Source organism: Mesorhizobium shonense (assembly GCF_040545255.1).
GTDB lineage: Bacteria > Pseudomonadota > Alphaproteobacteria > Rhizobiales > Rhizobiaceae > Mesorhizobium > Mesorhizobium shonense.
This window is the reverse complement of the sequence record NZ_JBEPLM010000001.1, coordinates 985,107-1,011,756: the sequence shown is the minus strand read 5'-3', so window position 1 is coordinate 1,011,756 and position 26,650 is coordinate 985,107. Positions and strand designations below refer to the sequence as shown.

The 26,650-nt window shown below is 63.6% G+C and carries 20 protein-coding genes; 6 read left to right on the top strand and 14 right to left on the bottom strand.

Annotated elements, in window-relative coordinates:
* Window positions 1-91 precede the first annotated feature (91 nt).
* Both ABID26_RS05040 and ABID26_RS05035 read left to right on the top strand, forming a co-directional pair.
* Window positions 92-1,198 carry an OmpA family protein gene (locus tag ABID26_RS05040; protein WP_126101701.1) on the top strand — a complete coding sequence of 369 codons (1,107 nt, stop codon included), beginning with the start codon at window positions 92-94 and terminating at the stop codon, window positions 1,196-1,198.
* A 7-nt stretch (window positions 1,199-1,205) separates the two neighbouring features.
* Window positions 1,206-2,444 carry a caspase family protein gene (locus tag ABID26_RS05035; RefSeq protein ID WP_126101700.1) on the top strand — a complete coding sequence of 413 codons (1,239 nt, stop codon included), beginning with the start codon at window positions 1,206-1,208 and terminating at the stop codon, window positions 2,442-2,444.
* Between the two features lie 25 nt (window positions 2,445-2,469).
* Here ABID26_RS05035 and ABID26_RS05030 read toward each other — a convergent pair whose 3' ends face one another.
* Window positions 2,470-3,036 (bottom strand): DUF6931 family protein, encoded by a 567-nt coding sequence (locus ABID26_RS05030; protein ID WP_189521325.1) that lies wholly within the window; start codon window positions 3,034-3,036, stop codon window positions 2,470-2,472.
* A gap of 235 nt (window positions 3,037-3,271) precedes the next feature.
* On the opposite strand from ABID26_RS05030, the gene ABID26_RS05025 reads away from it, so the two are divergent.
* Window positions 3,272-3,805, top strand: a complete 534-nt coding sequence (locus ABID26_RS05025; RefSeq protein WP_189521324.1) for an OmpA family protein — start codon at window positions 3,272-3,274, stop codon at window positions 3,803-3,805.
* Window positions 3,806-3,897: 92 nt separating this feature from the next.
* Here ABID26_RS05025 and ABID26_RS05020 read toward each other — a convergent pair whose 3' ends face one another.
* From ABID26_RS05020 to tagH, 8 genes are all read right to left on the bottom strand, one after another.
* On the bottom strand, window positions 3,898-5,514 hold the full coding sequence (locus ABID26_RS05020; RefSeq protein ID WP_126101698.1) for a caspase family protein: 1,617 nt from the start codon (window positions 5,512-5,514) through the stop codon (window positions 3,898-3,900).
* Window positions 5,515-5,704: 190 nt separating this feature from the next.
* Window positions 5,705-8,116 (bottom strand): M23 family metallopeptidase, encoded by a 2,412-nt coding sequence (locus tag ABID26_RS05015; protein ID WP_126101697.1) that lies wholly within the window; start codon window positions 8,114-8,116, stop codon window positions 5,705-5,707.
* Window positions 8,113-8,523, bottom strand: coding sequence for a DUF1036 domain-containing protein (locus tag ABID26_RS05010; protein WP_189521588.1), 411 nt, complete (start codon window positions 8,521-8,523; stop codon window positions 8,113-8,115). Before ABID26_RS05010 ends, ABID26_RS05015 begins: the two co-directional genes overlap by 4 nt.
* Before the next feature lie 90 nt (window positions 8,524-8,613).
* A complete protein-coding gene (locus ABID26_RS05005) occupies window positions 8,614-11,151 on the bottom strand; it encodes a serine/threonine-protein kinase (protein ID WP_292373765.1) in 2,538 nt (845 codons plus the stop codon).
* Between the two features lie 5 nt (window positions 11,152-11,156).
* Window positions 11,157-11,927 (bottom strand): PP2C family protein-serine/threonine phosphatase, encoded by a 771-nt coding sequence (locus ABID26_RS05000; protein ID WP_126101695.1) that lies wholly within the window; start codon window positions 11,925-11,927, stop codon window positions 11,157-11,159.
* Window positions 11,928-12,062: 135 nt separating this feature from the next.
* On the bottom strand, window positions 12,063-15,587 hold the full coding sequence (gene tssM, locus ABID26_RS04995) for a type VI secretion system membrane subunit TssM (RefSeq protein ID WP_189521323.1): 3,525 nt from the start codon (window positions 15,585-15,587) through the stop codon (window positions 12,063-12,065).
* 25 nt (window positions 15,588-15,612) lie between these two features.
* On the bottom strand, window positions 15,613-16,857 hold the full coding sequence (gene tssL, locus ABID26_RS04990) for a type VI secretion system protein TssL, long form (protein WP_354414143.1): 1,245 nt from the start codon (window positions 16,855-16,857) through the stop codon (window positions 15,613-15,615).
* A gap of 544 nt (window positions 16,858-17,401) precedes the next feature.
* Window positions 17,402-18,484, bottom strand: a complete 1,083-nt coding sequence (gene tagH, locus ABID26_RS04985; RefSeq protein ID WP_126101692.1) for a type VI secretion system-associated FHA domain protein TagH — start codon at window positions 18,482-18,484, stop codon at window positions 17,402-17,404.
* A 308-nt stretch (window positions 18,485-18,792) separates the two neighbouring features.
* Here tagH and ABID26_RS04980 point away from each other — a divergent pair, with 308 nt between their 5' ends.
* From ABID26_RS04980 to ABID26_RS04970, 3 genes are read left to right on the top strand one after another with little or no spacing between them, the layout of a single operon-like run.
* On the top strand, window positions 18,793-21,120 hold the full coding sequence (locus ABID26_RS04980) for a type VI secretion system Vgr family protein (protein WP_126101691.1): 2,328 nt from the start codon (window positions 18,793-18,795) through the stop codon (window positions 21,118-21,120).
* Window positions 21,121-21,137: 17 nt separating this feature from the next.
* The gene (locus ABID26_RS04975) at window positions 21,138-21,560 is read left to right on the top strand and encodes a DUF6484 domain-containing protein (protein ID WP_292302222.1); all 423 of its coding nucleotides are present in this window, start codon (window positions 21,138-21,140) and stop codon (window positions 21,558-21,560) included.
* Between the two features lie 9 nt (window positions 21,561-21,569).
* Complete coding sequence (locus ABID26_RS04970) at window positions 21,570-22,733, top strand: hypothetical protein (protein WP_126101689.1); 1,164 nt, start codon at window positions 21,570-21,572, stop codon at window positions 22,731-22,733.
* A gap of 1 nt (window position 22,734) precedes the next feature.
* Here ABID26_RS04970 and ABID26_RS04965 read toward each other — a convergent pair whose 3' ends face one another.
* The 5 genes from ABID26_RS04965 to ABID26_RS04945 are packed head-to-tail and all read right to left on the bottom strand — an operon-like array spanning window position 22,735 to window position 26,649.
* Window positions 22,735-23,784: a hypothetical protein gene (locus ABID26_RS04965; RefSeq protein WP_126101688.1), complete on the bottom strand. Its 1,050-nt coding sequence runs from the start codon at window positions 23,782-23,784 to the stop codon at window positions 22,735-22,737.
* A complete protein-coding gene (locus tag ABID26_RS04960; protein ID WP_292373769.1) occupies window positions 23,781-24,869 on the bottom strand; it encodes a DUF2169 family type VI secretion system accessory protein in 1,089 nt (362 codons plus the stop codon). Before ABID26_RS04960 ends, ABID26_RS04965 begins: the two co-directional genes overlap by 4 nt.
* Before the next feature lie 3 nt (window positions 24,870-24,872).
* The gene (locus ABID26_RS04955) at window positions 24,873-25,355 is read right to left on the bottom strand and encodes a hypothetical protein (protein WP_126101686.1); all 483 of its coding nucleotides are present in this window, start codon (window positions 25,353-25,355) and stop codon (window positions 24,873-24,875) included.
* Window positions 25,355-25,777 carry a hypothetical protein gene (locus ABID26_RS04950; protein WP_126101685.1) on the bottom strand — a complete coding sequence of 141 codons (423 nt, stop codon included), beginning with the start codon at window positions 25,775-25,777 and terminating at the stop codon, window positions 25,355-25,357. The genes ABID26_RS04955 and ABID26_RS04950 overlap by 1 nt, the downstream gene beginning before the upstream one ends.
* An 11-nt stretch (window positions 25,778-25,788) precedes the next feature.
* A complete protein-coding gene (locus ABID26_RS04945) occupies window positions 25,789-26,649 on the bottom strand; it encodes a DUF4150 domain-containing protein (protein WP_126101684.1) in 861 nt (286 codons plus the stop codon).
* Window position 26,650: the final 1 nt, after the last annotated feature.

Below are 26,650 nucleotides of genomic sequence, written 5' to 3'. Positions count from 1 at the left end.
GCAACCACGACCGCTCGCCAAGCGGGAGCAACTCCTCTATGCTCTCGGCACGTGCCGGTATCGATATAGGGTTGTCCTTGGGGGGCGTTCCATGGTCGAAGTCGTCGCATTCTGGCGGACTATGCGGTTGGAAACCGCCGAGCGGGCCGCCGCTTTCATCGTCGCCGCGCTGTCCGCTTTGCTGCTATTCGAGCCACAAGCCGCCAACGCAGTGCCGAACTGGACGCTCGATCCTTCCGCCTCGGTGCTCACCTACCAGTCGGTCAAGAAGAACACGATCGTCGAGACCAACAAGATCCGCAACATCACCGGCACGCTGAGCGCGGCCGGCGATGCAAAGGTCAGCTTCGACCTCAATTCGGTCGACACCGGCGTCGACCTTCGCAACGTCCGCATGCGCTTCCTGTTCTTCGAGACCTTCAAGTACCCGACCGCCGAACTGACGGCGAAGGTGGACCCCGCCGCATTCGCCGACCTGCCGGCCAAACGCAGGATCAAGGCAACCTTGCCCTTCCGCCTCAGCCTGCACGGCGTCGACAAGGACCTTGAAGCCAGCATCGTCGTCACCATGATCAGTGACACCCAGGTCTCCGTCGCTTCGGAAGCGCCGGTCGCGGTGCATGTCGAGGATTTCGGCCTGCTGCCCAACGTCGACAAGCTGCAGCAGGCGGCCAATGTCACCAACATCGTGCCGACCGCATCTGTGTCCTTCGATTTCGTCTTCACCGCCGACGGCAGCAAGCCGGCCGCGGTCCAGACCGTCGCGGCAAGTGCGGCCGATGTCGGGCCCGTCGCCACCGATGCCGCGAAATCGAATTTCAGCGACGAGGAGTGCCTCAACAGGTTCGCCGTGCTCTCGCGCACCGGCGCCATCTACTTCCGGCAGGCGAGCGCAAGGCTCGATGCCAAGAGCCGCCCGCTGCTGGCGGAGGTCGAAGGCGTCGTCGGCAAATGCCCGGCCCTCAAGGTCGAGGTGTCCGGCTACACCGACTCCGACGGATCGCCAGAGGCGAACAAGGCGCTCTCCGAGCGGCGGGCCCAGGCGGTCGCCGACGCGCTGGTCGCCGACGGCGTGCCGCGCAACCAGATCAGCGCCGCCGGCTATGGCGAGGAACGGCCGGTCGCCGCCAACGATACGCCCAAGAACAAGGCGCTCAACCGGCGGATCGAATTCTCCGCCACCAGGCTCGCGAACTGAGGTCGGGATGGTCTCCGGCCCAATCGCCCGCTGCGGCCGGCTGCTTCGCGCCGTCGGGCTCGCGCTGCTTGCCATGTTCCTGGCTTTGACCGCCGCCGGTGCCGAGCGCCGTGTCGCGCTGGTGCTCGGCAACTCGCAATACCAGCACGCGGCGCCGCTCACCAACCCGGTGCGTGACGCTCAAGCCATGGCCGAGCGCCTGAAGGATTTGGGCTTCGAGGTAGTCTCCGGTTTCGACCTTACCAAGCAGCAGACGCAGACCACCGTCGCGCAGTTTGCCAGAGAGGTGCGCGGCGCCGACGTCGCGCTGTTCTTCTACGCCGGCCACGGCCTGCAGGTCTCGGGCAAGAACTATCTGCTGCCGGTCGATGCCGCGCTCGAGGACGAGACCTCGCTCGACTTCGAGGCCGTGTCCGTCGATTTCGTGCTGCGCCAGATGTCGCGCGAGACCAGCATCAGGCTGGTGTTCCTCGATGCCTGCCGGGACAACCCGCTTGCCGAGGTGCTGGCCAGGACAGCCGGCGTCAAGGGCGCGGCCAGCGGCCTGGCCGAAATTCCGATCGAGAATGGCGGTGCCGGCACGCTCGTCGCCTTCGCCGCCAGTCCGAACCAGCTTGCCTTTGACGGATCGGGCGAGCATTCGCCCTTCACCGCGGCGCTGATCCAGCATATCGGCGAATCCAACATCTCCATCACCGAAGCGATGAACAGGGTGACAAGCGACGTCTTCAAGGCGACGGCCGGCAAGCAGCGTCCCTGGATCAACGTCTCGCTGACCACCGAGGTCGTCCTGCACAAGGTCGATCTCAACGCGCCGCTGATCGTCGGCGAGGCGAGCGCCCCGCAGACCGAAGCAGGCTCCGATACGCGCAACACCGGAGCAGCGCCAGGCCAGAGCGATGACCAGCTTGCGCTCAACCTGCTGCGTCAGAAGATCCCGAAACTGGCGACGGACGAGCCGATCCTTTTCGACCGCCCGGTCAAGTTCGGCGATCCGGCCATCGACGGCAAGAGCATCGCCCAACTGATCAAGGGCAAGCCGCTGTTCAGCCCGGTCGAGGGGCTCGACAAGTCGGCCTGGGAAGGCAAGCACTGTGACGGCTGTCATGAGTGGAACGAGGCGCGGCTGTGCGAGCAGGCGAAGAATTTCGCCGCCAACGATGTCTCGGTGCTGCGCCTGCAGCACCCGCTGGGAACCCGCTTCAAGGTGGCGCTGGCGAAATGGGCGCAAGGCGGCTGCAAATGATCGCGGATATCTGACTGAGCTTCGCCTAGTAGGCGTCGGCCGCTTGCCGCTGCGCCTCCATCTCCGCCATCTGGATGCCCATTTCGACAAAGGCCGAAAGCACGGCAAAACGGTCCGCCAGCGATACCCGCGCCAGCCCCGCCAGGATGCCCGCGCTGACGGCGTGGGCGGCTGGAGATCCGGCCGCCGCCGTGTCGATGGCCGAGCCGTTGTCGCGCCAGCCCGTCGCCAGCGCGATCCATGAAACGGGCGTCGTGGGCGGCACCTCCACGGCCTGGGCGACCGCCTCGCTATGGTCGGGATTGCCGGGTTCGCCGACCCAGTCGCCGACGAGCGCCAGCAATTCGAGGTCCCTGTCGCCGAGGAGTTCCGCAAGATTGCTCAAGCACTCATGCGCCCACCAGATCGCGGCCCGCTCGGGCAGGAGATAGGCGCAGAAGGTGACTGCCTCCTCAGGCACACGCCCGGCCAGCAGCGCGCGGCAAAACTCGATCGACGGCTGTTCGGTGGGGGCGGCTTTCATGTCTTGGGCGACGGCAGGGTAAGCGCTGAAGAGATCCCGCGCCGTCCTGAACCGAAGCCCCTTGGCCATGGCTGCCACGCCCTCACTTGTGCATGTCGCCCAAAAGTGCGCAGCGGTTTTGGGGAAACGACATGCAAAAAACAAAGACCTAGGAAGAAGATACTGAAACCCCGGCGGGGGCGCTGGTCAAGCGATAGCTTAACAAATGGCCGCCGCCCCAAGCGTGTGTTTGTTCACAGACAACGGTCGCGAAATTTGATATTTTCCGTCGCAGCGAGATCCGCTCAAACAGGGAGTAACGGTCATGAGGTTGGCCAGCTCAGCCTTTGCATTGGCGGCCGTGCTTTTTTCGACGCACGTTTCCGCTGATCCGCTTCAGAAATCCGAAGACATCGTGAAGTTCTTCACCGGCGCTGGCAATCTCGGCGCATCGCGCGGCATCTGTGTCGGCACCGAGGAAGAATGCAAGAGCAAGAACGACAAGAGCGCGGCCCCCTCCAAGACGGGGCTCGATATGATGATCAATTTTGCGCTGGATTCCGCCCAGCTCGACCAGACCGCGCGCACCGAGCTCGACGAGTTCGCCAAGGCGCTGAAGGACAACCGGTTGAGCACGTTCAGCTTTGTCGTCGAAGGCCATACCGACGCTTCCGGCTCGACACGCTACAATCAGGACCTGTCGCAAAGAAGGGCGCAGTCGGTGGCTGCCTTCCTGACCGCGAATGGCGTTCAGGCCGCCCGGCTCGAGGCGATAGGCCTGGGCAAGTCGCACCCGCGCGTCGCCAATCCCTACGATCCGGTCAATCGCCGGGTGGAGATGCGGATCAGGACGGAGTAGAGCGCCGGCACAAGTTATCCGACGCCTCACATAGCGATCAACGGGAGCCCGGCCTCAACAGGCCGGGCTCCCGTTTCGGTTAAAGCGGACAATCAGGGCTTGTTGAGCACACCGCCCACCGCGACACCGGTACCGAAGATCAGCGCTTTGGTCAGGAAGTCGTTGTTGTCGTTCGGCGGCGGGCCTTCCTCGCGAACCACGGTCTCGCGGTCGCGCCTGCGCTGGACGACCTGTTGCTGCTTCCTGCGCGGCTTTTCCGCCACCGGCTTCAGCGTGCGGGTCTTCTGCACCACCGGCTTCTTCGGCGCCGCCGCGCGTGCCTGATCGGCGGCATTCTTGGCGCGGATAGCATCCATCATCGGGTCGGTCTGGATCACCAGGAACGCCAGTTGATCGCCCGTCAGATAGGTGGTCTGCGGCAGGCCGTTCTTGCCTTGCCAGACGCCGATCGCCTGGCGCGTCCGCGGACCGATATTGCCGTCGACCTGGCCGAGCTCGTTGCCCAGCGCCTCGATGCGCAGCTGCAGGTCGATGCGGCCGTCGCGATCGAGCCCGATCGCGCCTTCCGTCTGCTCGGTGCCCGGCGTCTGCTTCATTGCATCGGTGATGCCCACCGAGGTGCGCACGGCCGAACCGGCATTGGCCTCAGCCCCATTCGCATCGAGGGCCGCGACCCGCTTGTTGGCCTTCGGGTCCTTCAGTTGGTCGATGTTGAGCTTGGCCACCGTGGCGAAGCGGCCGTTCGGGAATTGTTCGAGATAGGCCTCGTAGAACGGAATGGCATTCTTCTTCGAGGCCTCGTCCCACAGGCGCTGCTCGACTTCCCAGGAGGGCGGCTCGCTGGCCACCGGAGCCGGCGCTGCCGTCGTCTTGGCCGCATCGGCCACCGGTGCCTCGACTGGCGTGGCTTCCGCGGGTTTGCCGAGGAAAACCTCGCGTCCCAGCGACGCATTGTGCCATGGCCGCTGACGGCCTTGCGTGGCCTCCGTCACCTCGCCGCGCACCCGCGTCAAGGCGCTCTGGATCTCGACGCCGGGTTCGGTCAGGTGCTTGGCCAAAGCCAGCGAATAGGGGCTGTCGACGCCGTTGCCGTCGAAGGCGATGGCGCCGGGGTCGGTCGCATAGGCGATGAGCACGCCGCCGGTGCCCACGCCATCCGCTTTCGCTTCGACCGGCGCAAGGCCGGCGCCGAGCGAGCGGCTCTTCGGCAGCGAGGCGGCCAGCGTCCTTGCCAGCGGATTGTCGCGGCAGGCATCGAGGATGATGACGCCGACGGCTGGATCGGGCGGCAGCGCCGCCATGAACTCGTCGATCTGGACGGTGCGGGTCTTGAGATAGGCGGGCGACGTCAGCTCGGCATCGACCGGGATCAGGTAGTTCTTGCCGTCGACCTGCATGCCGTGGCCGGCATAGAAGATGACGGCGAGGTCGGCATTGTAGGATTCCTCGGTGAACCGGCTGATCAGGCTATGCATGCCCTGATTGTCCTGGTCGACGCCTTCGATCACGTCGAAGCCGGCATTGCGCAGCGTCGATGCGATGAGTTGCGCGTCGTTGGCCGGGTTGGGCAACGGCACCGCGTTGACATATTTGCTGTTGCCGATGACCAGCGCGACGCGCTTGGCGGCTTCGGGCGTGGCGGCCTCTGCGCTGAACGCGGCAAGGACAAACAGGATAAATCCACTCACAAGGACGGCGAACGTTTTCATGGATCAGCCCTCCGCCCCTCTGGGGCGCGCTATCGGTGTCTGCGCATGCTAAATTTCGCTTCTGCCAAAAATGGCTCTTGGGCGTATGTGATCCCGACCACAGTTTTGGTTCACAAGGAGCCCGAAAAAAGTGGGTCATAATAACATCGGCCCGCAGCGACACCAATGGCCTGACGCCGAAACCCAACTTTCAAAGGGTGGTCTGGATCGAGTTTATGAGAGCCGTGACGGCCTGCTTGTATTTTTCGAACTCCGGCGAGGTCTGCCGGATCTGTGTCGTGGTCGTCTGCTGGCTCTGATCGGACGCCAAGCGGGTCACCTTCTGCCCCATCTTCCGTTCGGCCCAGTCGATGACGTAGCTGGTGGTCTTGCCGGTCAGGAAAGGGTTGGCCTGGATGACGGCTGATCCGAGCACGGCGCTCAATTGCGAAGAGCCCGGCGCCCCCAGCACCTGGGCCGCGCCTTCCATGCCCAGGAAATGGCAGAGATAGAGCCGCCCGGCGGTGATCTGGTGGCCGCGGGCGCGAAGATAGGCTTCGCCCTCGCGCGCCAGGTTGCGCACCATCTCGCGCGACAGCGTGGCGTCAAAGCGAAGCGCCAGCAGGTCGGCGGTCGACAGCGAGCGGGCGAGATCGGGCCGGTAGGTGTTCATCATCCGGATCCACGTCTTGGTGATGAATTGCCCGGCGCCCGTCGCCGAGGAAAGCGGGTTCTTGGCCCGCGCGCTGCCGCCGCTTTCGACATGGACGATGCGGTCGGTCAGCGTCTCGACGGCTGCATCACCGGAACCACCGGAAGCGTAGGCGGCGACCGTGGTGACCGTCCCCAGCGGGTCGATCGCCTCGCCGCTCTGGTAGAGCTCGAAATGCAGATGTGGTCCGGTCGAAAGCCCCGTGGTGCCGATATAACCGATGACGTCGCCGGCCTTCACCCTGGTGCCGACGCCGCTCGCGATGGCGAATTTTTGCATATGCGCGTAGCGCGTCTCGCGCCCGTTGGCGTGCGCGATCTTCACCAGGTTGCCATAGCCGCCGCCATCACCCTGGAAGGTGATCTCACCGTCGAAGGCGGCCACGATCGGCGTGCCGACCGGAGCGGCCCAGTCGACGCCTTTGTGGATGCGGACCGTGCCGAGGATCGGATGCTTGCGCGGGCCGAAGGTGGAGGTCATCACCCCGGCGACCGGCGTGACCATGCCGTTGGTCACGGTCAGCGAACGAACTTCGTCATTGCCGGTGACGCATGCATACTGCCCGTCGCTCTGCTGGAAGACGAAACAGTCGAGGCTCTTCTGCGCGCCCTGGACGCCGACATAGAGAACCCGTCCGGAGATCTCGCCCTGGCCGCGCGGCGTCCGCGAATAGATCAGCACCAGGCGCTGGTCCTCGCTGGCAAAGGCGTCGAGATCCTGTCCTCGCGACAGATACATGATCGCCTCGCCGATCACGCTGGTCGGAACTTTGTTGCGCGCCGCCGTCGAATAGATCGCGTCGAGCAGGCGGTACTGCCGCTTGGGCCCGCCTTCGTCGGAAGCGCCTGAATAGTTGAACAGGTCCTCGCGCACCCAGGGGTCGACGCCCGACACGAACGCGCCCGCCGCATTGCGCGTCAGCGTGCCGACATAGACGTTCCTGGCATAAATCGAGACCTGCATGAGCGACATAGTCGCCGTCTCGCGGTTCGGCCTGAAGCCGCGCATGGCCACGACGTAGCCCGCCTGCAATCCATCGCGGTTGAACAACGCCTTCAGCGCCTCGCCCGCCAGCTTCGCGTCGTCGGCGGAGAAATGCGCATCGGCGACGACGCTGTCCAGGCTGCGGTCGTTGAGGATTTTTACGAACGTGTCCTCGGTCGCCTCGAAGCGCTGGTATTCGCTGGTGACGGTCGCGACGGTCGTATTGTTTTCGATCGCGGTCTTCTTGAAGGCGGGTAGGGCGGCTTCCCCCTGATCGACGGTCTCGCCCCAGCCGGCCTCCGGATCGTCGGCGTCTGCCTTGGGCGCTGAACCGGCAGGCGCTTCGCCCTCGTCTGGCGCCGGCTGCAGGTCGTTCTCCAGATCGCCTTGCTGATCGTCGGTTGCTGCCGGAGCTGGAGGCGCGGCTTGCTGATCGTCAGGCGCCGTGGCCGGAGATTTCGGCGCGGTCTGCCGCTGCGCCTGGAAGAACGCGAAATCCTCCTGTGTCGAGGGGATCGTCGTCATGAATTTTTCGCTGGCGCTCAGCATCGCGTCGGAGAGGATCTCGATCTGCGGCGAGGCGCCGGAACTGTCGAGCTCGGCAGGACGCGCGACCGTGCGGCCTTTTGTTGCCGTTTCGGTGTCGGGGGCGAGCGTGATCCACATCGGGTCTCCGGCGAGGTCGATGATCGCCGGCACATAAACCGAAGCGTCGGGCGGCACGTCTTCCATACCCTCGACGGGGTGCAACTCCTCGTCCTCGTCGCCGAACGACCAGTAGTCCCTGGTAAGGTAGAAACCCGCCGCGATCGAAACGACGGCAATCGTGGCAAAGCCGGAAAGGACCCAGCGCCAGTGCTTGCGCCGGCGCTCGGCCAGGCGCGCCTGCTTCTTCAATTTGAAGCTCGTGTCGATGCTGTGCGTCACGGGCTGTTTCCGGTCAGGAAATACGTCCAGCGCACCTGCTCGAGCGTGTCGACCTCGACGAAGCGCGCGGCGATATGGCCGCGTTGCCAGCATTCGTCGATGCCGCGTATCGAGAAGCGGCGCCGGTCGATGCACATATCGATCGATCCGTTGAGGATCGCGTGACCGAAGACGTCCGTGGCGTAGATGTAGATGTAGCGGTTGGTCAGCTCCTCGCGGATGACGTTGACGCATTGGTTGGCGCCGATCGTCCACCAGCCGTCGGTCTGGTCGGCATCGTCGACCTTCTGTCCGACGGCGAGATTGACGACGTCGAGCGTCTGGTTGCAGACGGTGAATTCGGCATGCGCCCGGTCGGTCAGAAAGATCGAGAGCAGTGCCGTGCCTAGAAACGCGGCAAGCCTCATGGGGTCAGGCAGAAGTGGCAAGCCACACTTCTTGCGTGGCGGCGGCTGGAAAGATGAACGCGGGCGGCGGAGTTCCATCGTCGTCCATGTCTATCCGCCAAGCCGAAAATACTTGGCCGTGGCGGAGAACTGGGAACCGTCGGCTTCGATCTCCTCGAGAATCTTCGGCAACAGCTCCGAGGCCGGCGTCGGCCGCGAGAACATTGCGGCCTGGATGTCCTTGGGCCCGGTGATGACCAACATGATCTGCGGCACGGCCTTGCCGGCCGCCTTGTCCGCGCCGCCGAGCCCGATCGGGATGCTGAACGTCGCCTTGTCCGCTTGCGCGACCATACGGTCGTCGAGGTTGAAGGCGATGCCCTTGTGATCGATCAGCATCACGTTGGAAATGAGCCCGCCGCGCGTCGCCAGGGTGCCGCTGATCGGCGAGCCGTCCGGCACGGACATCCGGTCGAGAACGAGTTGCGGCCGCTCGGTCCCGCTCCGGTCGAGAAAGCGCAGGAAGTTGGTCACCTCGCATTGCGGCTGGTCGATGAGGCGCACGCTGATGTCCGGTTCGAGATGGAATTTCGCCTGGAAATCATTGAGCATCTGCTCGAAGGGCTGCACGGCGGTTCCAAAACCTTCGATTGCCGCGGCGCTGTCCGTTGCCGATGTCAGGCTCGCATAAAAACAGTCGCCGCCGCTGAAGTCGCGCACCCATGAGGCGCGCTGAGCCAGCTCGTTTGTCGGCGGCGGAACCTGCGGCTTGGGCAGGTTGATGGCGACGTCCGTATTCTGAGGCTCCTTGGCTGCAGGCGGCTGCTGCGGCAGTGGTGCCGGTTGTGTCGAGGCGCTCGGAGTTGCCGGCTGGCTGGCCGGCGCTTCGGTCGGCTGGTTGGGAGGCGACGCCTGTGCATGGTTTTCCGTAGGCGAGGGGGTCAGTGGTTTGGGCAGCTTGGACAGAGCTTCGATGATGTCCGATACCCTGGGCTTGGCGGCCGGCGGCTCGCCGGCCGGTTGCGCCGGTCTCTGGCTGTCCGCAGCCTTCGGCGCGGGAGCGGGCGACGGTGACGTCTGGGTTGACGGTTTCGCAGGCTCGGTCTCAGCTGGCTGCGGCATCGGCGCCTCATTGTTGGCGAGGTTCCCCGACTGGGCCGCCGGTGGCGCTTTTTCGGCGGGCTGGACCTCTGCGGCCGGCGGCTGAGATTTCGGGGTCGGCCCGGGAATTTCGGCAGGCTGTGCCGGCGTCTGATCGGCCGCCGCATCCGCCGGCTTTTCCACGGGGGGCGCCTCGGCTTTTGTTTGTGATGGCGTAGTCTGAACAGGCTTTGCCGGTTCATTGGCGGTGGCATTGTCGGGGTTCTGTGGCAGGGGCTTCGCCAGCTCTGGCTGAGGCTTGGGTGCCTCCGTCACAGATTCTGCCGAAGGCTTCGGCAGAAGAGGCGTGAGTTTTTCGGTCACCGGCGGCGGAGGCGACATGACGCCACTGAAATAGAGCCCGGCGCCCGCCACGATAGTCAGCGCCGCCACCGCGCCGACGGCGATGGCTGGGGTCCTCGAAGCTTTTTTCTGCACCGCAGCCGTGGCGGCTCGCGGCGGAGTTGCCTGCGGCGAAGGCCGCGGCTCGGACAGAAGCGCCGGCCGTACATGCGGGACGAAGCGCGGTTCGCCGGGAACCGTCGAAGCCGGAGGGCTGGAATTCGGCAGCGCGGTCCAGCCGGCGCGCGGCAGGCCGGAGCGCTCGCGCGGCGCGAAAGATGCGGGCGGTGGCAAGGTTGCGTCGAGATCGTCGTCGCGCGTTGCCCTGGCAATCTCGGCCATGCTTGCCGGCCGTTCGCGAGGATCCGGCTGCAGCATCGCTTCGATGAGCATGCGGAAGTCGGGGTCGATATCCGACAGGTCCGGCACTGTCCGGCGCTTCTCGACGACTTCATACTGCGAGCCGCTCATGTCGAGCGGCTTTCCGCGCAGCGCGGCGGCCAGCACCAGTCCGAGACTGTAGATGTCGGATTGCTCGCTGACTTCGCCGCCATAGAGACCGAGCTGTTCGGGCGAGACGTAATTGTATTTGCCGGCGAACTTTCCGCCGATCAGCGTCTCGCCGCCGACGTTGGCCGAGCGCGCGATGCCGAAGTCGATGATCTTGGCGCGCTCGACCCGACCGCCCGGTAGGATGATGTTGTCGGGGGAGAGGTCGCGGTGGACCGCGCCGGCCTGATGCACGGCGCTCAAGCCCGAGGCGAGGCGATGGCAAAGCCTGCGCACATCGGGCGGTGACATGGGACCGCGCCGCATGACATCGAACAGCGACTGGCCGTCCACGAACTCCATGGCGAGGTAGGGACGGCCGATCCCCGGATCGATGGTGAAGACGTGGTATCGCACCACCGCATCATGCGACAAATGGTTGAGGATCGACGCTTCCTTGCGGAACAGGGACAGGATCGTCTGGTCGCGGGCGAACTCGGGCAGCACGATCTTGATCGCGACATGATCGCCGGTCTGGATGTTATGGCCGCGATAGACTTCGCCCATGCCGCCGGACGCGATCCGCTCGTCGAGTTCGTAGATGCCGCTGAGCTGCGTGCCGACGCCGGTATACGCGAGGCTAGGCGAAATCCGCGTCTTATTGTCGTCGTCGCTCATCTATCTCAGCCTTCCGCCCTGGACCGACCTGCATGAAGCGGTCCGTTGCGCCCGTCGCCGACCTTGACCAGCACGATGGTGACATTGTCCGTTCCGCCGCGCGCCAGCACCGTCTCCAGGAGCTTCTCGCACGCCTCCTGCGGCGGCGCGGACTTGACCGCCGCCTCGATCTCGGCGTCGCTGACATGCGCGGTGAGCCCGTCGGTGCTGAGGACGAAAACATCGCCCGGCATCAATTCGCCTTGCTGGAAATCGATCTCGAGCTCGTCGCTGACCCCGACGGCATGTGTGATGACATTGCGACGCGGCCAGACCAGCGCTTCCTCCGCGCTGATCATGCCGCGATCGACGAGTTCCTGGACTTCGGTATGGTCCCTCGAAATCTGCGAGATCGCCCCGCCGCGCACCAGATAGATGCGGCTGTCGCCGGCCCACAGGCCCGCGAACCGCCCGTCCATCGCGAGCAGGGCGGCGAAGGTGGAGCCGATGGTGATGCCGCGCGATCGCGATATGTTGCGGATCTCGGCATTGGCGCGGCTCAGCCGGTCCTCGAAGCGCGCGCGAAGGTCCGGCGCGGAGCTGGCGATGCCGATCGTCGCCAGATGATCGACGATGCTGGCCGAGGCGACCTCGCCGGCCTCATGCCCGCCCATCCCGTCGGCCACCACCCAAAGGCCGGTCCGAGGATCGACGAGGTAATTGTCCTCGTTGTGGTCGCGCACGCAGCCTTTATGGCTCACACCGAAGCTTTCGATGGGGAGGGCGACAATGCTCAATTTGCCACCAAGCGCTTCGCGAGCGTCCTCTGTGACGAACCATGGGCCGCGTGCCCAGGCCACTCTGCCACAAGCGCATACATTAGAGTACCGAAATGAAGGCTGGCGCCGGCGATGCTCTGGAGCGCTGCCATGTCAGAACGCCTTCGGGCAGCTGAAATCGGACAGCGCCGGGAGCAGGAAGGGGTTGGCCCCCGACCCGGTCTCCATCTTGTAGGCGACGTCGCGTCCGCCTATCACGAAGCGCGCTTCGGTGTTGCCGCCATCGCCGGTGACCGTCGCCTTGTCCAGCAGCCGCTTCAAGGCCCATGGCCCCTCGAATTTGAGGGCGGATTCGCGGCCCGGCATTTCCGGCGTCAGGCTGAGACTGGCCGATCCGGAAGCGGCACCGCTCGGCCATGTCACGATGCTTGGCGCGTTGCCGGCCTGCGCGCTTTGGACGGTCTGCCCGTCGACATTGAGCACCGCGCTGTCGGCCTCGCTGTTCAGCGAGGTAGGCGTGAAGGTGATCGAGACCGACGGCGCCGAACCGCCGGACGGGAAGTAGGCATTGCGGATTTCCGCCGCCGACTGGAACGCTTTCAGGGTCGACTTGGCAAGGTCGCGGCCGGAGCGCGCGTCCTGCTTCCAGGTCCAGTCCTGACCCGTCATGTCGATCAGCGGCGCCAGGTTCTGCGCGAAGAACCGGTCCATCAGGCCGCCCGGCGCGAACAGCTTGGCGAAATCGGCAAGAGAGATTTCCTCCGTGCTGTCGCCGGCGAAGGGATAGTGACCGTTGACGGCCTCCTCGCAGGGGCGCGTGACCGCCTCATCGAGCGTCTGGTTGAGATTGGCGATCGAGGTTTCGGCAACGTTGCCCTCGAACTCGTCGGCCGCAGCATCGACCATGCGCGCGAGCGGCTTGGGCAAGCGCGAAGCATTGGCGCGCAGCGTCGAAATCTGCAGCTTCAGGTTCGCGTTGACGCGCTCCGTCTGCGAAGGCACGTCCGCCGCGAGCTTCACGCTCTGGTAGACGTCGTGGAAATTCTGCGTCAGCGCATCGAGCGGGCGGCGTCCGCTGGAGCCGCTCACCAGCGCCTGGAACGGCCTGAACTGTGCTTCCACAGTAGCGCCGGCGTTCTGCGTGGCGGACGAGCTTGTCCCGGCACGGCTCTGCGACTTGCCGCCGGCGATCTGCAGGCCGATGCGGGCCAGGCCCTTGGCCATAATAGCTGGATCCTGCTGTGGCGCGCTGGTCTCGGAGACGGTGTTATCCATCGTCAACGCGGTTTCATCCGCGATTGCGGTGAACAGCCGGTCAAGCGGCGAGCCCGGCGAGGCGGCGGCCGAAAGTGCGATATATTGCGGCTTGTCCTTCAGCATCGCCTTGAACTTCAGCCGGTCGAGCGCGCCGTTCCAGGCGGAAGCGAATTCCTTGCCGTAGCGGTCGATGAGCTCGGGGCCGAGCTTGGGCAGGTCCTGGTCGATGCCGCCCTGCTCGCCGCCACCGCCGAGAACCCATTGGTCGTCGACCAGCATTTGCGCCATGCGCGAGAGCTGCGGCAGGTAGAAGCCGTTGAAGCCGGCCCGGGTGTAGAGTCCGGGAACGCGAAGGTCGGAGAGCTCGCTGCCGTCCATGCGTTCGAACAAAAGCTGCGCCTCCGAACCGGCTTTCGCGGCAACGGAAAAGTCCTGGAGTTTTGCAGCGTAGACCGCCGATTTGATCAGCGCCGATGCGCGGTCGGCAAGGCTCATGCGTCCGAGCGAGCGCTGCGCCGCCTCGACCAATGGCTGGTTCAGATCGAAGACCGGGTCGTAGGCGTCGTCGAGCGTGAGCATGGCGCGCAGATGCTTTTCGAGCTGCGCGCGGCCCTCGCGGTTGTTCTCGCCTGGATAGCGGTTTTCCTCCCAGTCCTGCTTCATCCAGGAGATAATCAGCTCGTCGTCGACCTTCGGCGCCTTGCCGCCCAGCATCAGATAGATCTTCAACGGTTCGTAGAGCGCGATCGGATCGGCCATCTTTGCCTGGATCGTCCGTTCCGCCTGAACCAGGAGCCGCGAGCGGAAGCTTCGCTCCAGCGCCTGCCGGTAGGCCGTCTTGGACGCCGATAGAAGTCTCTCCCGCTGGCTGAGCCCAAAACTCTCCTCGACCGGCCTCGTTTGGCCGGCGGTTTCATATCCCGCCGGCAGGTTGCGCAACTGATCGAGCGGCCCGATGACGTTCTCGAGATCGACATCGGTCACCGTCGTGCTCTTGAGCAGTGAATCCGCACTGTCGCGATACTGCGCCATCGCCTGCCGTGTGGAGGCGATCAGCGATTTGTTGGCCGAGAAGCTGAGACCGAGCACGCCGAGCGCCGCCAAAGCCGCCAGCGCGATAGCGGCGAGGCCGCCAAATCTGGCGAGCCTGGCGCGCCGCTCCGCGGCCCTGTCGAAGGAGACCCAGCCGGCCTCCGGGAAGATCACCTTCGCCAGAAGATCATGCAGGAAGAAGCTTTTGCCGGTGCCGGAAAGATGCGCCTGGGAAGCGCTGCCGAAATTGCGGCCGATCGCGCCCAGCACCTGGTCGATCGGCGTTCCTTCCTGGGTGCCTGACGAAAAATAGAGCCCGCGCAGGCTGACATTGACCTGGCTTCGGGACGGGTCGAACAGGCTGGTGACGAAGCGCACGATGCGTACCCTCAGCGCGCCGAACTGCGCCGGGAAGCCGAAGATCGCGATGCGCGCCACCGGGTCGGCCTCGTCCTGGAGGCGGTCGGCGATCTCGTCCGCCAGCTGCCTGGCCAGCGCGTCGAACTCGGCCGGAGCCTCGCCGATCATGTTCCTGTTGCGGTCGGTGGTCTGGAACGTCGCGCCCCACACCTTGCGCCGGCGGGCTTCGTCGAAATCGCCGAAATAGTCCATGAAGCCGGAGATGAGATCGGCCTTGGTGAAGAGCAGGTAGACCGGGAACTGGATCTTCAGCGTCTCGTGCAGTTCCCGCAGGCGGCTTCTTATCTCGGTGACATGCGCATCGAGCTGCTGGTCGTCGAGGCCGATGAGATCGGCAAGGCTGATGGCGAGGATCACGCCGTTGATCGGCTGCCTGGTGCGGTATTTTTTCAAAAGTCCCAAGAAGGCGAGCCAGCTCGCCTTGTCGCGCTTGGCGTCCGACTCCTGCGTCGTATAACGGCCGGCGGTGTCGATCAGCACGGCCTCGTCGGTGAACCACCAGTCGCACGACCGCGTGCCGCCGACACCGGCCACCGGCTGGGCGTTGCCGGAGCCCGCAAGCGGAAACTTCAGACCCGAATTGACCAGCGCCGTCGTCTTGCCGGCTCCTGGCGGTCCGATGATGACGTACCAGGGGATGTCATAGAGGAAATTGCGCTTGCCGCTCGACTGCTTCAGCGACGCGATGGCCTCGCTCATGCGCGCCTCAAGCACCTGCGCATCGTCGTTCCGGTCGTCGCTGTGTACGATCGCTTTCTCGAGCGCCTTCTGCGCCTTGCGTCCTTGCCAGAGGCGGATGCCGTAGAAGAGCGCGAGCAGCGCGACGGTCACGCCGATGATCGTTGCCCTGAGCCAGGCCGGTCCGAGCGGACGGCTATCGGCAAAGCGGATCAGCGGTCCGGCATACCAGACCGCCGCCGCGAAACCGGCGAGCGCCAGCAGGCTGAATATCCTGAGCATCCAGCGCATCAGTGCCGCTTCCCGCCGCGCCCGCTCACAACGTCTCCTCCTTCGGGATCATCACGTCGACGCGGCGGTTCTTGGCGCGGCCTTCAACCGTGCCGTTGTCGGCAATCGGTTCGTCCTCACCCTTGCCGTCGACGCTCAGCCGCGACGGGTCTTTCAATTGCTTGGCCATCATCGTTTGGACGGCCTTGGCGCGAGCGACGGAAAGATCGAAGTTGGATTTGAACTGGCTCGATTTCTTCGGCTTGACATTGTCGGTGTGGCCGACGATGCGGACTGGCCCGGGCTCGGCATCCAGAGCCGCGGCTATATCGGCCGCAACGGGTTGGAATTGCGCCTTCAGCTCCGCCTGGCCGGGCGCGAACAAAAGCTGGTTGCTGACCTCCACGACGATGAAGTTGCCCTTTGTGCCGACCGTCAGCCCGCCGCCGTCGATCTCTTTGGCCAAAGCTGCGCGGATGCGGTCGATCTGTATGGTCGTCGGGACGGTAGACGGCGGCGGAGCGGCTTGCGCGGGTTCGGCCGGCGCCGCAACGCTGGCCCGCTCGATGGTGACCGGCGTCGACGGATTGAGCGCCAGCAATTCGCCGGCCGTCGCATCGCCCTCGTCGGTGATCAATACCCGCAACCCGAAGAACGCCGCCGTCACCAGCGTCGCGGCGGCAGCCGCGACCGCCCATAGCGGCAGCCGCGCCCTTGGCTTCGACAGCGTCGCCGCCATGCCTTGCCAATGGGGCGAGATGTCGTCCCCCGCACGCGGGCTGAAGTAGCGGATCGTGTCGTAGACGTCGCGCCGGATGCGTTCGAGAGTGTCCCGTTCGCCGGCCCGTTCGCGATACTGGCCTTCGAACCCGACCGACAGGCAGGCATGCATCAGTTCGAGCGGATCGTGATGACCCTCCGGGCTGCTTAGGATATTGTTCAGCGCCTCGTAGAAACCGGCGCCGGTGGGTTTGGTGTGGAAGACCTTTGCCACCAGACTGTGGCCGCTCCAGGCATCGTCCTTCGGCCAGGGCAGGTTGCCGATGAGATCGTCGGCCGTCTCGCAAAGGGCGAATTTCGCGATTCTGCCTTCCTCCTCGGCGATGCCGGCTTTCGCCAGCTCCCGGTCGAACGTCTCGATCGCTTCGGCGATGTGCTCCGCCAACGGCGCCGCTTGCCGCTCGACTGGCATTAGTCGCAACTGGCCGAACAGCACGAGCAGCGGCGCCGCAGCCGCGAGAATTGGATTTGCCGCGGCGTATTTCACGCCATCCGTGGCGTGGATCAGCATTTCCTGTTGCAACGCGGGCGTTGACGCAGCGGCTGCGGAACCTTGAACGACCATGGTTCCGGACGACCAGCCGGTCGGCATCTGCCGGCCGATGCCTGGGTCGAATACCGTCGATTCCCGGGCGGCCGGCGAAGCAGGCGCAACGCTGCCCGCAGAGTAGCTTTGAGGAGCCGCAGGCGACCGTTGTTTTGGCCTTGGCGCCCGGATGACGGTCTTGTCCGCCGGCCGGGAGGGATCGTCCTTCGAGCTCATCGGCGGTCCACCGTCGAGGTGCGGCGAACAGGTCTTCGGCGGGGAAAAAGAGCGGCTTCGCGCTTTTTATGCCAACATTTGGCGGCGGGCCGGATGGAAAGGCTCATCTCGCCGAAACATGACATTGCTGCACACGCCCCAAGTCACGCCGCTTTGCCCGCCTGGCAAGCTTCCGTGCGCCATTCTAGCCGCCCAAGCACCTAATTGAAATCGGGCAGCTGATTGGAATTGGAAAGCAGGATGCTCAAAGCGGCGTTTTCTTCTGTGAGACCGGTCACATAGCGCCGGGGTGCTACTTCTGCTTGCCGGCCTTGGCGTAAGCCTCGCTGAAATAGGCCAGGAAGACATCGAGCATGCCGTTTTCGTGCTTCTCCTCCATGGTGCGCCAGGTGGCGACGAGGGCATCCCACGCCTGGCTTTTCTTGGATGAAAAAGAAGCCGGCGGCAGCTTCCTGGCGATCGCCTCCGGCGACAGATCGTCGAGCAGCTTGGAGAGCGCCGCCTGCATGGCGGCGTAAGTGGCCAATTCGTGCGTCTTGAGATCCCGGAAGGCGTCCTCGACGCTGTGCGCGGCGTCGAGATAGCCGGCTCGGCGTTTGGCGAACATGATCTCCAGTATGTCGTCGGTGCCGGGAACGAATTTCAGCGGGTTGTTGTTTTCGGCGCCGATCATCGTGCGGTTCGCGCTTTTGGCCAGCACCTTGGCCGCCGCGCGTGCCTTGAGCAGCAGGGACAATTGCTCGACCGTGGTCCTGAGCACGGTGCCGATCTCGGCGGCCACTTCATGCGGATCGCGCGACTGAAGCAGGTCAGGCGGCATGCCGGCCGCCCTCGCGATATCCCGCAGCAGCCTGTCGGCTTCCTCGGGCCTGGCTGCCGACGCGGCCGGGGCCGGTTGCTGCAGCGCCGAGGACCTCGATACCGGAGCAGCCTGTCCGGTGCGCTGTTCCGTTGGACTGAAAAACGGCTCGTTGCCGAGGTCCAGCGGCCTGCCTGTCGATGGCGGCAGCTCGCGTTGCGTCGACCCGGTCCGGCCTTGCGGATGGTCGGTGGCAATGCGTTCCTCGTCGATCGAAACCGAAATGACATAGCGGCCGATCAGCACCCGGTCGCCAGGAGCCAGCCGGTGCGGACCGGCCATGCGCTGGCTGGAACCGTTGATGAAGGTGCCGTTGCGCGAGATGTCATAGAGCCAGAAGGAGCACGCCTGGAAGCGGACCTCGCAATGCCGACCCGAGATGAACTTGTCCGGATCGGCAAGCGTCCAGTCGCAATTCTCGCGGCCGATCTCGAAGCTGCGGTCGCGGGCGCCATAGCTCGCCGCCGTGCCCGCGGGCAGCCTGTCGACATTGCTGATCTGGAGCGAGATGAACATCCGGAAGCGTCGCCGAACTTGGTAAATAGATACTTATTTCACGCAATTCCGGACGGAAGACCGCTGCGCGCTTTTCCCGGAATTGCACCGGCATTCTAGCATCTTGCGGGAACGGTGGGAGAGGAGCGTTTCACACCCATGCGTGGGGTATGGTTAAGCTGTCCCTGTTATTTGGCCGCGGTCAAACATGTGCTAGGCTGAATCCGTCCGGTGCGGTGAATTCGAAAACTTCCCGAACGTGATGCAGTTTACAGAGCGGGGGCTTCGATCCATCACACTGGCGGCCGCGTCCAGGAGGGGCACGACCCATGCCGAACGAACGTGCCACGGTTGTGCAGACGCCGGTTGGCGGCGATGTGCTGACCTTCACCCATCTCGTCGGGCGTGACGAGATCAGCCGCTGTTTCGCCTATACCGTCGGCTTCGTCTCGAAGAGCCATGATGTCGATCCGCTGAAGGTGCTGGGCGGCGTCGTTTCGGTCGAAGGAGAATCCGATCCGAAACGCTGGTTCAGCGGCCTCGTCTCGGAGTTCAAGCTCACCCGCATCGAGGACCGGCTGGCCTTTTACGAGGCCGTCGTCAGGCCATGGCTCTGGTTCCTCGGCAACACCACCGACTGCCGCATCTTCCAGAACATGACGGCGGTCGAAATCGTAGAAAAGATCTTCTCGAAATACGGCATCGCGAAATTCGAGAAGCGGCTGCAAGGCTCCTACCCCTCGCGCGAATATTGCGTCCAGTATGACGAGAGCGATCTGGATTTCGTGCAGCGGCTGATGGAGCACGAGGGCATCTTCTATTTCTTCGAGCATGACGAGGGCAAGCACACGCTGGTCCTCTGCGATGCGATGAGCAAGCTGAAGCCGGCGCCTGGCTACGAGAAGGTGCTCTATAATTTCGAGGGGCAGGCTTCGCGGCGCGATGTCGAATATATCACCGAATGGATTCCGGGCAGTTCAGTGCGGCCCGGCGCTTATGCCCACACCGACTATGATTTCGAAAAGCCGGGCGCCGATCTGATGGCGAAGTCCGCCCAGCCATTCAGCCACAAGGAGGCCGCCGGCGAGAATTACCGCCAGCCCGGAGCGCATCTCGATGTCGGGCGAGGCGACGCGATTGCCGGGGTTCGCCGCGAGGAACTTCAGGCGGTCCACCAGCGCAGCACGGCGGTGGGTACCGTGCGCGGGCTCTTTTCCGGCTGCAAGTTCAAGCTGGAAAGCTTTCCGCGCGACGACCAGAACCAGGACTATCTGGTGGTCAGCGCCGAATACCGCCTGTTCGATCCGGGCTATCGGACCCAGAACGAGGCCCATAGCGAAAACTTCAAGGTGGTGCTTGGCATGGCACCCACCAAATTGCCCTACCGCCCGCCGCGCATCACGCCGCGGCCGATCATGCGCGGCCCGCAGACGGCGACCGTGGTCGGTCCTTCGGGCGAGGAGATATTCACCGACAAATATGCCCGGGTGAAGGTCCAGTTCCACTGGGACCGCCTCGGCAAGAAGGACCAGAACTCTTCCTGCTTCGTGCGCGTGTCGCAAACCTGGGCCGGCAGCGGCTGGGGCTTCATCCAGATCCCGCGCATCGGCCAGGAGGTCATCGTCGATTTCATCGAGGGCGACCCCGACCTGCCGATCATCACCGGCCGCGTCTACAACGCCGCCGAGATGCCGCCCTATGGCCTGCCGGGCAATGCGACGCAATCGGGTTGGAAGTCCAATTCCTCGAAGGGCGGCGGCGGTTACAATGAGCTGATGTTCGAGGACAAGGCGGGGTCCGAGCTGGTCAATTTCCAGGCGCAGAAGGACCACCATCTGCTGATCAAGCACGACCGCAACAAGACGGTGCAGCACGACCAGTCCGACCGCATCGACCACGACGCCAAGCACTCCGTCGGCCACAACCTCGACGAGGATGTCGGCAACAACAAGACGGTCAAGATCGGCGTCGACCAGACCACCAACATCGGCAGCAATGATACCGAAACGGTGGGCAAGAACCGCTCGCTGACGGTCGGTGCCAACGAGACAATCAGCATCGGCGCCAATTCCACCGAAACGATTGGTCAGAACCATTCGCAGACCGTCAGCCTTGTGCAGACCATCACCGTCGGGGCGGCTCGTGTCGATACCGTCGGCGCGACCGAGACGCGTAGTGTCGGAGCGGTGCAGACGAACACAATTGGAGCGTCGCGAAGTGTCACGGTAGGGACAGGGCAGAGCCACACAATTGGCGCTGCCGATAGCTGGCAGATCGGCGCGGGCCAGACAGTGGACGTCGCCGCCGATCAGAGCTTTACTGTTGGCGGCGCTCATTCCTCGCAAGTGGGCAAGGCGCGCCTGGCCAAGATTGCGGCGGACGAGGGAATCGAGGTCGGCGGGGGCTATTCGCTAAAAGTTGCCAAGGCAAGCTCTGTCATAGTCGGCGAAGACGGCGTGATGAAATACGGCAAGAAGCTGTACGTCGAGGCGGCCGACGAGATTACGCTGAAATGTGGCGATGCCAGTATCGTTCTCAAAAAGGACGGCACGATCAGCCTCAAGGGCAAAGACATAAGGCTCGACGGTAGCGGCGACATCGACGTGAAAGCAGACGGAAAGACCAAGATCAAAGGCAGCAGTGTTCACAACAATTGAAAGAAGGCGGCCGTGCGATGGACGTAGCGGGGCGTATTGACGGCGTTGTCATAGGGTTGCTCATCGGCTTTGATGACGGCTCGCCGCTTGTCGTTTTCGTCGGCAACCCCAGCGACACGGCGGTCAGAGCCCGCAGCCTCGCTGTCCTCGACGGTTCTTCTGTCGGCTCGGAGGTGGCGCTGCTGTTCGAAGGGGGCGACCCGACCTGCCCCCTTGTTGTTGGACGGATAGTGGACCCACGCCCAGATCAGCGTCACGTCGAAGTGATGCGCGACGGTGAGACGGTGACAGTGGATGCGCGCGATCGTATCGAGTTCAGATGTGGCCTGGCGTCCATCATCCTGGAGAAGAATGGGCGCATCTCAATTCGCGGTACACAACTCAACAGCCACGCGACCGGTACGAACTGGATACGAGGGGCGGCTGTCCACCTGAATTAGGTTGAGCCGATGCAGCGCCTTGCGACGATCCCAGCAATTGTCGACCAGCACGCGGAGGATGCCGCTTTCCTCTGGTCGCGCCGACGCCGGGAAATTGATGGACCGCTTTTGAACGAAATCGATATTGGCCGTATCGACCAGAGGCTCGATGCCGATCTCGAAGGCCTGTTCGCATCGGGCGAAGCCGCGTGGGCAGCGGCGAACGCCCGCTTCTCCGATTATCCGCAAGCCCCCGAACTGTTTGTCATGGCCTGTCTGGCCCTCCACTGGGAAGAGGAAACGAAGCTCGCCAAGGTGTTCGAGGCCGCCGCGGCGCTCGGCGAAACCGGTATCAATGCTATTTCGGGCGCTATCGCCCGAACGCCGCGGGAAAAACTTCGTTCCTTTGTCGCCAGATGGATCGATTCCAAAGAAGCAATGCTCAAATGCATTGCACTTGCGGCGCTTTGGCATCATCGGGCCGATGCCGGGCCGCGCCTGGGCGAACTGGCCGCGAATGGCCATGCCGAGGTCCGGGTCAGGGCACTCCGGCTGGCCGGTGCATTGCGCCGCCGCGATCTCCTTCCCCAGGCAATAGAGCGCCTCGCTGCCGGCCAGCCGAAGGAACGGCTAGCGGCCTCGCTCGCCGCCTGTCTGCTTGACGCCGGCCGCACGGCTTTGCCTGTCCTCGACGAACTGCTCGCCCATACCGATATTCTCCCCGGCGAGGTTTTCGACATCCGGCTGCTAGCCTCGGCGGGAACTTCCGCGAAAACCTGGCTTCAGGAGGGCCTCAACCAACTTTCGTTACGGCGGCCGGCACTGGCTGCCACCGGAGTGCTCGGCGACAGATCGATAGTCCCATGGCTGATCGAACGCATGCGCGAACCTCAGTCCGCTTATGGCGCGGGTCTAGCCTGGCGCGACCTCTTCGACGTCGATTTCAACGATACAGACCTGTTCACTGTCGATCCCGCGTTACTTGGAAAGCCATTCGCCGACATCGAGGAGTCGCCGCTTCCGTTCGCGGATCGAGCGAAGGCATGGTGGGACGAGGGACGGGGACCAGGCAAACACAAAGTATTCCACTCGATGCGCAAACAGCGGCTCGCTGCCATTAGGGCCTCTTTCGAGAACCCCGACCTGCCCTTGGCTAACTGGCGACGGACCCAGCGCTTCCCGGCCTGGATGTAGCTCAGCCGAAATTGACCCGGCTGACCAACGCGGCGGCGCGCAATCCGGCTTCGGAGGCGATCTCGCACATGGCCACCGGACCGGGCGCATAACCGGCAGTGAAACTGTCTGCTGCCACAAGCAGCGCCAAAGCTCCGCTGGCTGCTCCCACGTCGCCAACGGTCATTGCCGGATAGGCAATCGGCAGGATTTCGCGGCGTGTACGGTAGAAGCGAGACCGCGCTATGTTCGCCTCCCATCCGCTATATCGCTCTCCGTTGCCATTGCTGACTACAAAGACGATATCGGGCTCTCGCGGGCCATTGCCAGCTCCATTTAGCGTCCCCTGAAGCGCGCCGAGCAGCGCCTTGCCCTGGCTGTATCGCTCAGTAAGGACGCTATCGGCTTCCTGGGCAAAACCGGCGCCGTGGATGGAGGCGACACCCGGCGACTTCGGATCGGGCCTTGATTGCAGGCAAACAAAGGCGGCTGCTTCTCCCGGAACAACGCCTTGAGCATTGTCGGAGCCCTTTAGCCGCCCCGCGGCACCCAGCCGCGCGATATCCTTGTCGTTGACCAGGCTATCGACTCCGCCGAGCAGGATGCGCTCGACGTCAGGCCGCGCAAGCGTTTCGGACAGTTGATCGAGCACCCCGATGCTAGCTGCTGCACCGCCGTCGATCGCACGCGACGCCTCGTGGAATGGGCCACCGCATGCCTGCATTACGGCATTTAGAAAGCCGGACGGATCAATCTCTTCGAAGGCGGGATGGTTCCTGAACTTCTCGGGCAAAACAAGCATCAGCAAGGTGGTGCGTGGATCCGCCGCTGGCGATGCAAGCGCGTCCATGATGGCGCGCGCCGCCATATTCACTAGCCAGTCCCAATCGGTGGCTCTCAATGACCAGTGAGTAGGAATGCGCGAGACAGTTTGCGACGCACCCATGGGTTCGGACAGCAGGAACTCTTCATAGGCGGAGAGCCCAGCTCGGATCGCGGCCAGCGTTTGCCTCCGATTCAAGCCGCCCGGTGTCACTGCGCCGCCGCCAGTGATGTAGAGTGGCCGTTTCATGGTAGCCATGCCAGACGATTGGTAATGGTACCGTCAGTCCCGCGCAGCGCGAAATAGTCCTTGCCTTTTTGCTTCGCCGCAATCAGCGCTGGCGTGACATGGCCAAAGACGACTTCGCGTAGCGCGGGCCGGTTGCGCCGCGTCGCCACAGCTACCCGCGCCTTCAGCGTCACCCGAAATATGTCAGGCTCGATGATGATCGTATCCGCTTTGAAAATTTGGTCCTCGACGCGGTCATCGAAGATCAGGCGGATGGGCGCGACGACGCGTGGGAGTTTGAAGTTCCACCGGCCGTCTGGAGTGAGTCCTATCAGGGTGACCTGATCGCCGCCGTTGAGATTTGGCAGTTGCTGGTCCGACGGTGCTGCGAGATTGTAACGCGGATCGAAATCCTTCGGAGGTAAGGGCCACTGGGTGTCGATCCAAGCCTGATCATAAGTCCCAGCCAACGGCAGACGCGGCTGCCAGCCGCGTCCGAGCGTTGCGAAGCCTGCCGGCCGCGGCTTGTCCAAGGGACTCATGAATGGCTCGGCCGGGTAGGTTATGTTTGGCGCTTGCGTCTTGACTGCTGGATCAGCCGAGCGGGCATGCGCGAAACCCACTCCCAGCGGATTGCGAGGATCAGTCTTCAGGTCGGCCGTGGTACCGCCATAAGCGCGTTCGTAGACGATAGGCATCCGCGTGAACGGATGTGGAGCGCTGTAGCTGCCGGCATCGTAGATGCGGTCACCTACAATATTGAGCACCTTTTGCAGTGGTCCGAGCTTCAGTCCCACTTGCATTTCTCGAACCGACTTCCCGTGCGGCGCGTATGCGGTGCCGTTGACGATGACGTCGACGCCCGGCTTAAGCACCGCGATATCGGCCTCATAGCGCGTCGAAGAAACGGCCGGATCGCCGAAAAAAACATCGCTGAGCGTCACCGGCATTTGTTTGTCAGCCGGCTCCAAGGCGCTCGTTTCGTCCACACCTTCGAAGCTCGCCGAGAAGAGCCCGAGGTAAACCTCCTGTCCGTCGGCATCGGGCAATGTGTAAGATCCGACCGCGAAGGGCGTGCGATTCTCCAACCAGACAGCAAAGCTCATTGCTCAGCACCAGGCTTTGTTCTTGTCCATGCCTATCGGCCAGTACGGCATACACGCGATCAGGCGCACCAGTTCCTTCTTCTTGGCGTCGATCAGCCATTGCAGGAGCAAGGTTTCGGGATAGACGATCTCTTCGGAACTCTTGTTGGCGTCGCAGCAATCGAGCCAGTAGTTGCGTACGATCCAGACTACATTCCCATGCGCGGCTGCGCCGGCGGCACGCTTGTTGAACGCCGAGCGAATAGCCTCTTCACGATTCAATCCCAGTTGTTGCTGCGCCCTGACCGTGTCGGCCCACCAGGGCGCCGCGATCTCGTAGGCCGTCTGGATATCTTCCAAGTAGCCATCGAAAAGGTCCTGGTGCCGCTGAGAGCTCTGAGCGAGCTTGCGCGCCGCGATTTTTGCATCCCTCGGCTCGACGCAACCGGGCTGGCGCAGCAGGCGGTGAATGCCGCGATCGGTCTCAAAATAGGTGATCAGGGCCATTAGGTGATCTCCTGGTCTTGGTCTAGCCCGATCGGCAGGAAAACGAAGCCGTTGACCACCTCGACCAAATCGGGCGCCTTACTGGGAATGTCATCGATCAACAAATCTATGTGGCCGACATAGCGCGGGCTGTCGCCGAGGTCGTCTATACCCCATTTTTCCTCGGCCGATTTCTCGGCCTGCTCGACGAATTCATGTTCGTTCTTTCGGTTTAAGTTCTCCACCTCGAAATAGTACGTCCGGAAGGTATGCAGAAAGCGCGGATGCCCAGAAATTCCGGTCGGCCAGACCAGTGAGATCGCCTCGGAGGTGTCCGTTGCAGCTATCGCGCCCCACCAGGCTTTGACTTCAGGCAACAGCCCCCGCAGTTCGGCGATGTAGCGCTGCTGGATATCGTCGTAGCTCTTGGCGATCACGATCATGGTTCACTCTCTCATAGCGTGGCCGCGTAGGCTTCCGCCTGACTTCCTTGACTTCGATAATGCGCCTCACAGTGAGGTTTGACCCGGCTTGCGCGTTCGAAGTACTTCTTGAAATCGGCAAGTTTCATGTTGCATCCGCCGAGCGCCCAGGCCACACACAGCGGTGGCTGATGGTCGTGGGTCATATGGCCTGGGCCGCGCGCCATGTCTTTTCCGTGGGTAGGATCCTCGTACCGTTGGATCGCTCCCGTGCTTGATCGTGTGGTGCGCCAATGAGCCCGCGACACCCGTTTGTCGTCCCGGGCGCATTCCCAGCACGGTTTGTTCCGAACAGCCTTCTTCTGAGCCGGGGAAGGATCCTTATCCGGCCGGTGGACCTTCGCATCGTAAGGCTTGCTCGGACAGGGACCGGGCGGGATGCCCTTGCGTCTGAGCAGTGCCTTGAAGGTATTGATCGCCGTCTGGTCGATACAGTTGGGCAGATCGCTTGCCGTGTTCTGAGCCATCATGTCGCCATGACGGTCGACCCCCTTGCCCTCCGCCTTGACCGTGAACGACCACAGTTTGAAGACGCCTTTGCCCTTGATTTTGTGGGTGATTACGCCCGCACCGAGTCCCTGCGTCGCTGGTTCGTTGCCGGTACTAGTTGAAATCTCTGAAGAATTCTCGATCGCCGTAGGCTCGCCGTCGATCTTGACGCTTTTGGTGCCGTTCGACAGGTCGGAGGAGGATAGCATGTTGACGTAGGGCACCGGAACCGGGCCTGCAGGCGGTGACGGCGGCGACAGACAGACGTCGCCGGGCGCAATGCCCTTGCCATTGCTGCCCTTGTGGAAGAAGCCCATGTTCTCGGCAAAGACGGTAATGGCCATG

Coding starts and splice junctions, on each gene's coding strand:
- ABID26_RS04945 (WP_126101684.1), bottom strand. CDS start 26,649: ATGGCCATTACCGTCTTTGCCGAGAACATGGGCTTCTTCCACAAGGGC.
- ABID26_RS04965 (WP_126101688.1), bottom strand. CDS start 23,784: ATGAAACGGCCACTCTACATCACTGGCGGCGGCGCAGTGACACCGGGC.
- ABID26_RS05035 (WP_126101700.1), top strand. CDS start 1,206: ATGGTCTCCGGCCCAATCGCCCGCTGCGGCCGGCTGCTTCGCGCCGTC.
- ABID26_RS04980 (WP_126101691.1), top strand. CDS start 18,793: ATGCCGAACGAACGTGCCACGGTTGTGCAGACGCCGGTTGGCGGCGAT.
- tagH (WP_126101692.1), bottom strand. CDS start 18,484: ATGTTCATCTCGCTCCAGATCAGCAATGTCGACAGGCTGCCCGCGGGC.
- tssM (WP_189521323.1), bottom strand. CDS start 15,587: ATGCGCTGGATGCTCAGGATATTCAGCCTGCTGGCGCTCGCCGGTTTC.
- ABID26_RS05005 (WP_292373765.1), bottom strand. CDS start 11,151: ATGAGCGACGACGACAATAAGACGCGGATTTCGCCTAGCCTCGCGTAT.
- ABID26_RS05030 (WP_189521325.1), bottom strand. CDS start 3,036: ATGGCCAAGGGGCTTCGGTTCAGGACGGCGCGGGATCTCTTCAGCGCT.
- ABID26_RS04950 (WP_126101685.1), bottom strand. CDS start 25,777: ATGATCGTGATCGCCAAGAGCTACGACGATATCCAGCAGCGCTACATC.
- ABID26_RS04975 (WP_292302222.1), top strand. CDS start 21,138: ATGGACGTAGCGGGGCGTATTGACGGCGTTGTCATAGGGTTGCTCATC.
- ABID26_RS04955 (WP_126101686.1), bottom strand. CDS start 25,355: ATGGCCCTGATCACCTATTTTGAGACCGATCGCGGCATTCACCGCCTG.
- ABID26_RS05020 (WP_126101698.1), bottom strand. CDS start 5,514: ATGAAAACGTTCGCCGTCCTTGTGAGTGGATTTATCCTGTTTGTCCTT.
- ABID26_RS05040 (WP_126101701.1), top strand. CDS start 92: ATGGTCGAAGTCGTCGCATTCTGGCGGACTATGCGGTTGGAAACCGCC.
- ABID26_RS05025 (WP_189521324.1), top strand. CDS start 3,272: ATGAGGTTGGCCAGCTCAGCCTTTGCATTGGCGGCCGTGCTTTTTTCG.
- tssL (WP_354414143.1), bottom strand. CDS start 16,857: ATGCTGATCCACGCCACGGATGGCGTGAAATACGCCGCGGCAAATCCA.
- ABID26_RS05010 (WP_189521588.1), bottom strand. CDS start 8,523: ATGAGGCTTGCCGCGTTTCTAGGCACGGCACTGCTCTCGATCTTTCTG.
- ABID26_RS04970 (WP_126101689.1), top strand. CDS start 21,570: ATGCAGCGCCTTGCGACGATCCCAGCAATTGTCGACCAGCACGCGGAG.
- ABID26_RS04960 (WP_292373769.1), bottom strand. CDS start 24,869: ATGAGCTTTGCTGTCTGGTTGGAGAATCGCACGCCCTTCGCGGTCGGA.